At 46.4% G+C, this 12600-nt stretch carries 13 protein-coding genes; all 13 read right to left on the reverse strand.

The features are described from left to right. Positions 1–177: 177 nt before the first annotated feature. Complete coding sequence (locus DESDE_RS16800) at positions 178–2301, reverse strand: glycoside hydrolase family 2 protein (protein WP_014795221.1); 2124 nt, start codon at positions 2299–2301, stop codon at positions 178–180. A 138-nt stretch (positions 2302–2439) separates the two neighbouring features. Continuing rightward, on the reverse strand, positions 2440–2874 hold the full coding sequence (locus DESDE_RS16805) for a Fur family transcriptional regulator (RefSeq protein WP_014795222.1): 435 nt from the start codon (positions 2872–2874) through the stop codon (positions 2440–2442). 291 nt (positions 2875–3165) lie between these two features. Continuing rightward, a complete protein-coding gene (locus tag DESDE_RS21355) occupies positions 3166–3336 on the reverse strand; it encodes a DUF362 domain-containing protein (RefSeq protein ID WP_005809805.1) in 171 nt (56 codons plus the stop codon). Between the two features lie 136 nt (positions 3337–3472). Then, positions 3473–3628, reverse strand: coding sequence for a hypothetical protein (locus DESDE_RS22135; RefSeq protein ID WP_005809802.1), 156 nt, complete (start codon positions 3626–3628; stop codon positions 3473–3475). Between the two features lie 74 nt (positions 3629–3702). Further along, positions 3703–5037 carry a vWA domain-containing protein gene (locus DESDE_RS16810; RefSeq protein WP_014795223.1) on the reverse strand — a complete coding sequence of 445 codons (1335 nt, stop codon included), beginning with the start codon at positions 5035–5037 and terminating at the stop codon, positions 3703–3705. A gap of 13 nt (positions 5038–5050) precedes the next feature. Further along, on the reverse strand, positions 5051–5935 hold the full coding sequence (locus DESDE_RS16815; protein ID WP_014795224.1) for an AAA family ATPase: 885 nt from the start codon (positions 5933–5935) through the stop codon (positions 5051–5053). Positions 5936–6095: 160 nt separating this feature from the next. Next, positions 6096–6470 (reverse strand): YlbF/YmcA family competence regulator, encoded by a 375-nt coding sequence (locus DESDE_RS16820; protein ID WP_014795225.1) that lies wholly within the window; start codon positions 6468–6470, stop codon positions 6096–6098. A gap of 67 nt (positions 6471–6537) precedes the next feature. Next, positions 6538–7263, reverse strand: a complete 726-nt coding sequence (locus DESDE_RS16825; RefSeq protein ID WP_014795226.1) for a hypothetical protein — start codon at positions 7261–7263, stop codon at positions 6538–6540. Between the two features lie 78 nt (positions 7264–7341). Continuing rightward, positions 7342–8013: an HD-GYP domain-containing protein gene (locus DESDE_RS16830; RefSeq protein WP_014795227.1), complete on the reverse strand. Its 672-nt coding sequence runs from the start codon at positions 8011–8013 to the stop codon at positions 7342–7344. A 75-nt stretch (positions 8014–8088) separates the two neighbouring features. Beyond that, the gene (locus DESDE_RS16835; RefSeq protein WP_014795228.1) at positions 8089–8847 is read right to left on the reverse strand and encodes a histidinol-phosphatase HisJ family protein; all 759 of its coding nucleotides are present in this window, start codon (positions 8845–8847) and stop codon (positions 8089–8091) included. A 15-nt stretch (positions 8848–8862) separates the two neighbouring features. Then, positions 8863–10188, reverse strand: coding sequence for a metallopeptidase TldD-related protein (locus DESDE_RS16840; protein ID WP_014795229.1), 1326 nt, complete (start codon positions 10186–10188; stop codon positions 8863–8865). Then, positions 10185–11678, reverse strand: a complete 1494-nt coding sequence (locus DESDE_RS16845) for a TldD/PmbA family protein (protein WP_014795230.1) — start codon at positions 11676–11678, stop codon at positions 10185–10187. Before DESDE_RS16845 ends, DESDE_RS16840 begins: the two co-directional genes overlap by 4 nt. 310 nt (positions 11679–11988) lie before the next feature. Next, positions 11989–12465, reverse strand: coding sequence for a GNAT family N-acetyltransferase (locus DESDE_RS16850; RefSeq protein WP_019851114.1), 477 nt, complete (start codon positions 12463–12465; stop codon positions 11989–11991). Between the last annotated feature and the right edge of the window lie 135 nt (positions 12466–12600).

Here is a 12600-nt window from a genome sequence, read left to right on the forward strand (position 1 = left end):
TTGGAAACAGGACGTTTCCAACCGCCCATTGAGAACAAGTGCGAAAGCAGTGCTTTCGAGGAGCGATTTGGGTGGGCACCCGACAGAGCGGAGGTCTTGAGCGATTAGATTGCTCCGCGCAGCTTATGGAGTGAACGCCGAAAGCAAAATCCTGGAGAATCAGCTTTCGGCCCCCTTTCAGCTGCCAAACAAGATCAGCTTCAGCCAATGGGATTGCTGGACTATTTGTATAGCATAAAAGATATCTTCCCAGCGGAAAGCCGCTACCACACCCAATATCAAGAAAATGATACCCGGTACCCATAGAAAAGCGGCATAGCCACCGCCAATACGATGTACATCCCGGACTTTTAGAGGGAGGAAAAGAAGATTAAAACCCATATAGACTAAGATAGGTACGGCGCGGGGTATCCCCCAGGATTGCAATGCCCACAACACACCAACCGTCCAATTCCAGAAGTATCTTCTTTCCAGCCATGCTGCCAGACCTTTTGTATCAGGGGTTCCAGGCATGTGTGGTGCCACCACGCCCACTTGAAGCAAACGCAATAAAGTAAACAAACTGCCCATAATCAACCAGATCAACCAAGGGGATTGAAGCTTTATTCCTTCCCATAAAGGCCATTGATTGGGAATCCATTGAGCCCAGGGTGCCTTAGTGTTAAAAAGAAGGGCTGTCAGTATACCGGCCAGGGTCATTTGCCGGGTCACCATAGCAAAGCCTTGCCAGAACCATGCCTTACGCAAGGCTCGTTTGGGCTTTTTATTATGGAGCTCTTTGTAACGCCAATTCACCGCTGCCAAATTTGACCATGCTACGATGACCAAAAGGACAGCCCAAGTAATACTTACCCACTTTTCTTCCGGCCATAATCCCTCTCGAAGCTCTTGGACCTCCTTGGGTTGCTCGATTTCTCCCCAAGGTCCAACAATTGAGTCTCCATCTGTCAAATTCAAATTGAATGCGGGTATTGGAGCAGTTATGGACCGCACTTCCTCCTCATATGCCCTTACCAAGGACTGGGAATTATATTCCAAGCCAATTCCGGAAGTATAAGCCCACACTGATGGGTGAAGGCTGGATACTTTTGTCCATTCCTCCCACACCTTAGGCTCGGGAAGGCGCTGAGCTGGGACCATGGCACTGCCGGGCAACTCTACCCACAGTCCTATCCCTGCCCGATCTGCCTCCTGCAGCCAATACTCATCCGGACGATGTCCGAGAAAATAGATGAGATTATAGCCTTGGGTCTTACATTCGTTTAGCCAGTCCGCAACATCGCCGCGATTTCTCAGTTCATATTCCTTTTCCGGAGACAGGGCCAACCCTTTGATGGGCAGCTCCTTCCCATTTAAAAGAAATAGTCCTTCCCGATACTCCAAGGAGGCAAGACCTAAAGCAAAGGCAATATCGTCACGATCCCCTTTCGTGTTGCTAACGGTCAAATACACTTGGTATAGATAAGGGTCTTCCGGAGTCCAGGGATGCCCATCAGGAACCTGAAAGGTAAGGCTCACAGGCTGTACAGAGCTTTCATCGGAATGAACTTGAGTTATGGCTTGAGCAATCTCTGCAGAGCCATCTGAAATCACACCCTGAACAGTCCATGGTCCATATTCGGAGAACCCATGATGACTCAGCTGAAAATCTACTTGAACCTGAGCAATATGCTCCTCCCAAGTCACTTGAGTACGGGGGTTTTCAATACTGGTCTCCATGACTGCCTGTAAAGAAATACCCCCTGTAATCCTGCCTTTGTCCGGATAGCCGGATCCCAAAAAAGTGGTTTTCTGAGAAGAAGGTGCCGTAAGCTCAAGCAGCAGCAGATTATCTTGGCCATAGTTTAACGCTGTAATGGGAATTTGGAGTCGCCCACTCCCGCCCTCGCTGACTACACTGCCAATTCGCTGGCTGCTTTCCATCCCGTTAAGATAAACATCACAATGGCCATATACCCCATTGATCTGGAGTATAAGACTTCGGGCATTCCACTCAGCCGGAATTTTAAAGTTTTTCAGCGCAACCTCAAATTCCTTGCTTGAAGGAAGATAACCATATCCCCCACCCGTGATGGGCGAGTCGATCCCCTTCCCTTCCTGCTCCGTCTCTGTCATCCAGGCTTGACGCAAGGAAGGATACATCTTCCACTGCCCCCCTAGGTCCATTTCCCATCGTCCGACACTAGCTAAGGAAGAGGAGGATTTCAGGAAAACCCCGGGGGTAGAATTCCAATTCCAAATCAATAGCCCCAGAGCTATAGCAAAAGTCAAAACCAATAAGTAAAGACGTCTATTAAACATAGTCGGTGTGAACCTTTCATTTTGTTCGTTTTTAATTTCTAGGCAATCTGTTAAATTCCTTCAAAGAATCGTTATTAAGAAAAATCTGTAAAATAAAAAAAGCCCGATCAATGACCAGACTTTAATTAATACCTTCTCTTAATTCATCTTTTTTACGTCGCGTACTGCACATTCGGGACATACCCCATAGAACTCCAGACGGTGTCCATGGACTTGGAAGCCTGTATGGGATTCTACTTCTCTCTCCAACTCCAGCAGGGGGCGATGGAAATCGACAATTTTCCCACACTCAGTACACGCCACATGATAGTGATTGCTAGGATTCCCATCAAAACGGCTTGACATATCTCCGTAGGAAAGCTCCAAGATATGCCCATGTTCTTTCAGCATGTTTAAGGTATTATATATGGTTCCCAAGCTTACACCGGGAAATTTCGCCTTGACATGATGATAGATCTCCTCAGCTGTCGGATGAGTATCCGTACCCAAAAGAAACTCTAAAATAGCTTGACGCTGGGGCGTAAAACGTACCCCTTTGTCCTTTAGCTGCTTAAGAATTTCGATGGCAGTCATAAACTCATCTCCTTGCATTTTAAAATGATTATTACTTTCAGTCTAGTAAAAAAAATAGAGACTGTCAATACAAAAAACGAAATATTTGATTAAAATAGGACTTTAGTCCTATTAAGTTGTTTGGTACATGCAACAGGATGAAATGCTGTTTTGATTTTTTTCTTAGCAAAGGGATAAAGGGAGTATCTTGAACCAAGATTATTTCTGTGTATACATGATCGTGTCTTCATTGGGCTTTAGAAAGCCAATTAAAAAGGGAGTCTTTTGGGACTCCCTTTTTTAGAACATGAGTTAAGCTGGATTTGGAGCGCCAGTTGGGCAAACTCCAGCACAAGAACCACAATCAGTGCAAGTATCGGCATCAATGACGTAAAGATCATCTCCGGCACTGATAGCACCTACCGGACATTCTGCCTCACAAGCTCCACAGCTGATGCACTCAGAATTAATTACATATGCCATTGTATACAACCCCTTTCTCCCCATTCTCAATTGTCACTATAACATAAAGAAAGAAAGTTAGGCAATATGTAATTTAATATTTTGTCCAGCACAAGAAGAACATATTCTTTTTCTAATATCCCAAACAATCAGAATCTTACAGATCCCGATCCGGCCGATAAGGAACCTGATACAGTCTCCTCATGCACTGGGCACAATAGGGCAGCATCCGATTGCTGACATGATTTCTCCGAAAAAGTACTCTGTCCAAATCTTCATGTTCAAATCCGCAGGAACGACATTTTTCTAACACCCTGACTAACCTCCTAGTTTGTGAGCTTATGAACGATGTGTTTATACCTATAGTATGCCTCACAAATCCAGTCTTTAAACAAACCCCGGCGATTTCTTCAGGATATCCTGCAAATGACCTAAAGTATTACATTCAAACATTTGGCAATAGGGTCGGAAAAGCTCTATGGTTTTGACATCTTTCCACCGTTTCTCAGGTAAGGTGTTCAACCAGATGATTTCCCTAACCTTGCCGCGGGTCTTCTTCAAATTTAAAGCAGCCTTCTCCCCCTCGAGAGTCTGAGCATCACTGAGGATAAAGAGAACGGTTCGGCGGTTAAGGGAACTCCCATAATGCTCGTGAAGTTCCTCCAGGGACACTGCAAAATTAGTACCCCCGCCAAATTCCCCCACCAGGTCCGTCATTGAAGTATTAAGCATCCCTTGAAAGGTTTGGGCACCTCTTAGTTTGGAAGTAATATTAACTAAATGATTGGCAAAGACATAGGTCTCAATTCCAGAAACTAAGCTGGTTAAGCCATAGACAAATTGCAAAATAAACTCCGTGTATTTCAGCATGGATCCCGACATATCACAAACCAGCACAAATTTAGGCTTTCCTTTGCGCCGTTTACGATAACTTTGCTTTAATAATACTCCTCCGTAACGCAGGTTTTCCCGAACGGTGCGCCGCATATCCAGACTTCCTCGTTTTCCCTGTCCCAGTCTGCGGGAGACCTGGGAAGCAAGCCTGCGGGATAGGCGCCGAATTAGTTTACTGACCTCTGGCCATTCCTCAGGGGGTATATCCTTCAAGTCCTTGGTCAGGTAATGCATCTCCTTTTGGCGCATGGCCCGCTGGGCTTCGCTCAATAATCCTTCCTGCCCCGGAGGTGACATCGGAAAATCTTCCCCCAGCTTGCGCTTCCAGTATTCCAGGGAGCCGTGGAGCATTTTTTCCACCATGGGTTGAAAAGAGTGATCCAGCTGCATCCCATTTCTCGTGCCCTCTTCCGAACGTTCAAGAAACTGCTTCAGCCGCTCTTTTTCCTCTTCCGGAAGATTCATATACGTTGCCAGCTGTTCATCGGAAAACTTCAGCTCTTCCCCCTGGAAACGCAATTCTTCCCGACTCTGAGCCACTCCTTTTTCCCAACTCTCCACCTTCTCTTGAGCTTCCTTTTGCCAGGTCGACTTAGCCTCAGGTGGCGCAAAAAACACGCGGAAGACCTCATGGAACCAAGGAAGCTGATTCACAGACTTTACTAAAGTGCTCTGCAAAATCCCCTCCACCCGGGACTTATCTTCCATCCCGATGAGAGTTAATCCTTGCAATGCATCCTGAACCTCAGTGAGATTGACCGAGATGCCCCCTTCACGAAGAAGACCAATAAACTCCAGCAGATGACGATCCAGTTCGCTTCGTTGCACTCAGGGCCCCTCCTTACATTCCTTTCGTCTCCCAAAGGAGCCGCTCTGCTCCCATCTCACGATAGAAAAGTTCCAGATCTTCCTTGCTTTTGAGAAGCAGATTCAGGGTAGCATCCACCCAGGCAGGGTCAAGGTCAGTTTTTCCCATGACCAATAAGGCTTTAGCCCAATCCATGGTCTCGGCAATGGAAGGAATTTTTTGCAAAGCCAGCTTTTCCCGAAGAATACTGACTGCCTTAGCCACTTGAAAGGCCAACTTATCCGGCAACTCCGGATATTTGGCACGAAGAATTCGAACTTCCTTCTCCACTGTGGGAGGATTGACATAGAGAAAAATACAGCGCCGTTTGAGAGCGTCAGATAATTCCCGTTCACCATTGGTAGTTAGAATCACAAAGGGACGCTTTCGGGCTCTGACCGTTCCCATTTCGGGAATAGTTACCTGGAATTCACCTAAGACTTCCAGTAAAAACGCCTCAAATTCTGCATCGGTCTTGTCGATCTCATCAATAAGCAGAATGGTAAGCTCATCGCTCATTAGCCCTTGCAAAAGGGGACGGGGCAAGAGATAATCCAGCCCAAATAAATCCTCTTCCTTTAGGCTCTCCTCTTTCATCTGAATTCTGAGCAGCTGTCTTTGGTAATTCCATTCATAAAGAGCTTTGTTCTCATCCAGCCCCTCATAGCATTGGAGACGAATGAGAGGAGCCGAAAACACCTGACTCAACACTTTTGCAATTTCCGTTTTTCCCACACCAGGGGGCCCGGCGACCAGAATTGGTTTTTCCAGTTGGGCGGCTAAATAGGCTGTAAGAGCGATTCGGTCCTCTTTCTCCGTTATATAGCCTTGTTTTGTCAATTCCTCTTCAAATTGATCCAGCGAAATATCCAATTTCATGAGTTCTCCTCCTCCATGTTCCTATCATAGCACGAAACCAACATTATGAAAATTCAGAAACTTCATCGTGAAACTTTTACTTTTAATTTGCCTTAGTGAAAAATCCGTAACTCCCCAAAGGAATTTACGGATTTTTATGATTCGTAATTAATCTTCTTTTTTAAGCCAATATTTGGGGTTGATCATTGTCATCAAAGCCTATGGGCAAGACATCGATGATGGCTTCTCCGATGATTTTCTGTACATCATTGATCATCCGTGATATACGAAATTCCGCCTCTAAGTACTCCCGAGCCGCCGGATTAAGACTTAATAAACTATATAAGCGCTCAAGCTCCTGCTGCTTACCCTGTGAAATGTCCAGTTGAAAAAGCTGTGCTTGTTGGATTTCAAATTGCTTCATCTGGAAATCGCGAATCATTTTGTATTGGCCTTCATCAGCTTTCATCGACTCTTTTGCGACTATAAAGTCACGATACTCATCGGATTCTTTGATTTGTAGAGCCAATTGCTGGGCTGTCTCATAAATAGACATCTTCCCAACCCCTCTCCTGTTCCTCTTTAACCTTAATATTCAATATTCCCCTTTTAAAATCCTGCGCCTAGCCATTAAAAGGGGCAGTATACTCCATGGGAAGGCTTTGGATAATGAGCTGCTCCAGCACTTCATAGGCCTTAAGGCGGCTGTAAGCCAGAAGATCATCCCATTTCCTTCTTTCGAATTCCCAGGGTGAATAGGCCGATACCCGGCTGGCAAATCCTATAGGACGCCCCCCGCCAAAAAGCTTTTCCAGCCTTCGGGCTGCCAAACTTACAGGACCATTGGGGCGAGCCGTACAAAAAATCGGCTCCAAACATAGTGCTGGTTTATCTTTGTAAGTCACTAGCAAACTTTGTTTATATAAGGGCTCTACCCCTACTCTTTCTCTTTGAACCTCTTCCCGCAAAAGAATAGGTTCCTGAACATCCCAAGCACCGAGCCCTCGCCAAAACTCCTTTTCAGCAACATAGTTTATCGGAGCTCGCAAAGCCATAGCTCCCATTTGTCGAGCAAATCGGGTGACCATCTCGGCGAATTCACGCTCAGCAGAATTCTTGACAGATAATCCCATCATGACGATTAATCGTTCCGAAGAACTAATCAGAAGCTCCCCCGCCTCTTCTTCTTCCCCCATGCGAAGAATCTGATATCCAGGGAGCAGCTGTAAGGAGGTTTTTATTTCCTTTCCCCGCTCCGTTAAAAACGCCCCCAAGGCTTCAGCCCAATCGGTCAGGCCTTCTTCATCCCAATCCCGCAAGGGATTTAAGGACAATTCCATCCACGGCATACACTCTCACCTATCCTGATCATATGTTTTCCATAGTTTGGCTTAGGATCAGGATTTCTATCCGAGAATTCACCGTGGCTAAAAATTCTTCTTTAATTCCTCATCGAACCATTCGTCGAGATTACCGGGAAGGACGGAAATGGTCTCCAAATAGTCCAATATTTTTTCACCCCAATAGGGATCAAAATGTATTCCTAACGCTGACCGCATCTCTTTAATAACTGCTCCGGGGTCCTGAGATTTATTTTTATGCCGGCGGACCTCAATATCCGTGACATAATGGTCAAAAACCCGCAGCCCCCGTGCCAATAGCGGTATCTCTGTGCCTTTCAGGCGATAGGGATAGCCGCCTCCGGAATAGTTCTCGTGATGGGATACCACTCCTTTAGCAATTCTCTCCCAGAAGCGATTGCCGGTCTTTTTATAATAGTCCATAACTATCTCTTCTGAGACGAGAGGATGCTCGATCATATAGCCCCATACCTTGAGCAGCATCTCCCGCTCGATGTCTTTTAGGCTTTCACCTGAAAGAAGTATTTCTTTGGGCCAGCGGATTTTGGAGATATCATGCAAAAGTCCTGCCGCTACAAATTCATTTCGAGTAACCCAAGCCTGCTTTACAAACTGCTTTCCTATGTCCACCTCCCCAAAGCGGCTCATAAGATAGCCTACCCTTAAGCTATGGTAATAGCTTATATCATCGACCCACGCCAAATCATTGAGAAGCTGTCGAATTTCATTACTGTACATACATGATTTCCTTTCTGCCATTCCGAAACAGGGGAGGCTCCTTGCCCCATTTCGCCCACTGCTGCCGATCGGTTTTCACAGCGGGTAATATTCCTTTTGTCCATGATTGAATCCGATTATATCTTTTATCCCCAGATTTTTCAGAAGTTGAGCGGCTCTCTCCAAATCACGTCCTACATATTCTGCTCCATGGGCATCTGAGCCCAGTGTCATGGGAATTCCCCGACGCTTAATCTCTTGAATTATTTTTACCTCAGGATAATATTCTCCTACCGGTTTATAACGTCCAGCCGTATTAAGCTCGATGACCAGTCCCTTTTTTTGAATCTGCTCCAATGCAGCATCTGCTAAACGAAGGATATCCGTCTGGGGCCGGACTCCAAAGAGTTTTATGAGATCGAAATGACCAATGGTGGTAAAGAGATCGCTGGCAGCCGCCATCTCTACCCAATGAAAATATTCCTTATACATCCTGTCCGGATCTTTCTGATGATGGACAGCTTCTTCCTCGGGAAAATCAAAAACCCATCCATTCATCTCATGAACAGAGCCAATGACAAAATCAAAAGGAAATTGCTCCAGAAGGTTTTTGATTTTGCCTTCATCCGACGGTCGATAATCCACTTCCAAGCCGATGGCAACCTTCAGATCAGGATACTCTTCAGCCACTTCCCGTATCAGTGGCAGATTCAGATCTTTATAATAATAGTCATGGTCTGCAAAGCCTATCTGTTTCAGGCCCATCCTCCGGGCTTGGTCCAGAAACTCCCGTATATTCCCGGCAGTTGCCAAGCGGTCTGCGTGGCCGGTAAGGTGTACGTGCATATCTAACATCCCTTGGTCCTCCGTTTAACTATTCTGAACCCCAGTCTTCACCACAAGATAAGGCTTCAGCTCAATCTCCGCTTTCCCCAGGATGGTCTCAGCACAAGCCAGATCCTTAAAAAAGTTCCCGTTGAGCTTCACATCCCTCTTGCCAACAATTTTTCCTTCCCGGATACGCAGGCTTTGCGGGGCACTGAGGGAATAATCCCCTGAGACACTGTTCTGGGTGTGCATCCCTAAGACTGAGAGGATAAGAATTCCATCGTCAATACGGTCAAGGACCTCTCCCCAGGGCTTCTCCCGAGAGGACTTAAGATAGAGACCTGAAGTTCCATAGGAAACACCGGTTGGAGGTGCTCCCCAAGCCTTTGCATCCTTCAGCCGCAGTATGGGGCTTTGCAGGCTTCCCTGCTGAATCAGTACCGTTTTCTTAGCCGGCACTCCCTCAGGTGTCAAAAGATAGGAACTCCATTCAAAGGGGCGAAGAGGATCCACATAGAGGCTCAAATCCTCATGAAAAATCATCTTATGATCTCTGAAATCTTCGACTTTAAAAGAACTTTGACCTTCCAGGATGCTTTGTCCCATAAGATTTGGGTAGATAAATTGTCCAAAGAGATCCCCTACAACGCTTGGCGAAAATACCACCACCGTTTGGTCATTAATCCCGAAGGACTCCTTCAGCAATGCCTCATAATAGCCAAGGGTCCGTTTCCAAAGTGTATCCCATTCTTCAGGACGAATCAGCCTGCGTTTAGCAAATCCTGTTCCGACCAAACTATCAAAAGAATAAGAAAGTGTATATTGGGACTGCTGGTAGCTGACAGCCAAGCCCTGGGAATTCCGATTGTGCCGATACCCCCAACCTGCTTGAAGACCGGCATTGAGATGAACTCCCGACGGAGTATCCCCTAACAGCCTGGCCAGTTGCTCGAATAGAATTCCATCCTCTCCAGCCAAGATCCTCTCTATTTCCCGATCCTCTACAGTAACTAATGGCAAAGGCTCGGGGGTTGGGATGTCTGCTCCCTCAGGATCTTCGTAAGAAGCCTGACGCCACTCCTCCAGCTGATTCTGCCAATATGCACTGCCCTCATGTGGGGGAGGGGCCTGAACCTGAGCCTGGGTCAATCGTCCATCTTCCCAGATAATATAGACTTCTCCACTCTCTCCCTGACGGTTGCTCGGAGGAGTATAGACACTGCCCGGTGAGTTTTCTTTAATTCCCAGGGATATGAGCTTGGCCTCTTGGACCATGAATCTCCAATCCCGGATTCTTAGTTCATCTTTTACGGGGGTCCTTTTTGCCTTTTGGAGGAATCCCTCAAGCTGTGTCACAAGTTTCATCATTGCTCTCCTCCCAAAGTAACATTTTCGTCCCGATCGAGAAGAAGATAGCGGTGACTTCCTCCGCTGGAGGGAACCGATTGTCCTCCTTTGCCGCATGTTCCAATCGCGTCATAGCATCCCCCGCCCACTCCTGCACGAATCGCTTGCAGAGCCGAGAGAATCCTGCCACTAAAAATGCTGGGCTGGTAGATGGCTAAATTGGGATCAGCAACATCGATGATTCCGTCACATTGGAAGACAAAATCACCGGTTTTAGGGTTAACCTGACCTCCCCGGTACCCTAAAAGCAAGAGATGCTTTCCTTCCTTTTGAAGTTCACCTGCCTCCATCAGAGTCCGGCGCACTTGGGAGACCTCTTCCATCAAACCGGAGGTATGGGCTAAGGGAAGAACATCATCCACCAGCAACCGGATATTGGTCATCCTTGGGAGAGGAATATGTCCATAGCTTTCCGCTCTCCCCGCCCCTGAGACAGGCATTCCAGCCTCTTGAGCAGAAAATATATCACCCAGGCCTGCTTGCAGCACACCATCTTTTACGATCTCAACGGTTTCCCGCACCAGACCATTAGCGGAAAAAGGCTGATAAGCCCAATCCCCCTCTAAGGGACCGTCGATAATATGTACACCGGGGCGAGCTACTTGCAGACCTTTCTTCAACTTCCCTTTTTCCCCCAGCACGGACTCCTTCATATGATCCGATTCCACAGCATGTCCAAAGGCTTCATGGGCTAATCCCTTTGCCAAGCCATAGTCAATAATCAAAGGATAATGTCCGCTTGGCAAATTCGGCGCCACACAAACCTTCTTGGCAAAATCCCCTCGTTCAATTCCTCTTTTCTCCAGGCTGGAATCTTCTTTTTCTAAAAGGAGAAGACCAGCATCCACGCCGCTTCGTTGAACAAGAGTGTTTTTAGCCCGTCCCTGCACCCTAACTGTCCCCTGGTGCATAAGCACTGCCCGTGGAACGACATAGGAGACTAAGGTTCCATCGGTTCGTCCGATACACCAGATATCCTCCACTTGACGATAACTGGTCTGCCAGGAGTTTTCTGAACTTCGGCTCAGCAAGCGCTTATGTAAAAACATAACCTGTTCTTGCAATTCTGTTAAAGAGAAATGGTCAAACTCCAGTTTGGCTGGATTTGGGCCTTCAGCTTTTAAAGGGGATGCGCTATAGATGGCGCGGTTTAATTCTGCTCCGAGCCTTGCGTTATGCTCAGCAAGAGAAATTGCCCGCTTCATTGCCTCCCTTCCGGCCTCCACCGTCAACGAATTCACTGAGGCAAATCCTGAGGCTCCTTCCGAAGTAAAGGCTTGGACCCCGATTCCGCTTTCTCTGGCGGTAGACACTCTTTCAAAACGCCCATTGTTAAGTCTTAGGGACCATTCACGCCTCGATTGGGCACGGATAATGCAATAACTACCTTCCTGGGCTTGAGTGTCATGCAGGATCTTTTGCACAATTTCTGATATTTCTTTCCGATCCACACTATTCCTCCATTAACAAACTTTTCTCTATTATACCACTCTCCTTCATGAACATAATCTTCATAATGATAATTCTGAGAAATACTTTTCTCTATCAGAAAATTTCAACCGGCATGTATATTGGCAAATTTCCTGGGAAACACTTTAAGTAGTCTCACGTTTTCCAATTATTTTTTATCCCCACTCCTCTCTTTTACTTCACTTGCGGCTCATTGTCGCAAGCTTTTTTTATTCTCAGTGCTATCGGGTTTTCTTTAACAAAACCAGTAAAATGCAGGGAAGTCTAGTAATTTCCCTGCATTTTTTCTGTTTAGTCCTTTAGAACCTTAACCATAAGCTTACGCTCTTCTGCAAAACCCAGGTTCTGATAAAGCCTTAAGGCCTGGACGTTGTGAGAACTTACTGCTAAACCAAGATATTGAATACCTTTCTCCCGGCAATAGGCTTCCGCTTCCTCCATCAAAACCTTTCCGATTCCATGGTTACGGTATTCTTCGAGAACTGCAATATCCATAACCCATCCCTGATGTAACCCCGTCAGCTCTTCCTGAGCATCTGGATAAAGGACCAAAAAGCCTGCCGGCTTTCCTGGGTCCATCTCGGCAATAAACACTTTGGAGTTACTTTGTTGGATCCATGTCCAAAAGTTTTTCAACATTTTTATTCGGTACTTCATTGTTTCTTCCATGGGCTGTTGACGCCATGGAGAAATATTCACAGGAATAACTTTCTTAGCTAATTCATACATAAATGGCCAATCCTTTACCGTCCCTTGGCGAATGAGCATACCATCACCCCTTGGGTTAATTTACGCTCCTACTGGAAGAGATGCTCCTGTTCTGGACCACGAAATTTACCCATATACTTTTAGGGAGCGCCTGTGCGGGGGCGGATGGAGGTAAGCTATAAAAGAAAGGAGAGG

Origin of the sequence: Desulfitobacterium dehalogenans ATCC 51507, from assembly GCF_000243155.2 — a bacterium.
Classification (GTDB): domain Bacteria; phylum Bacillota; class Desulfitobacteriia; order Desulfitobacteriales; family Desulfitobacteriaceae; genus Desulfitobacterium; species Desulfitobacterium dehalogenans.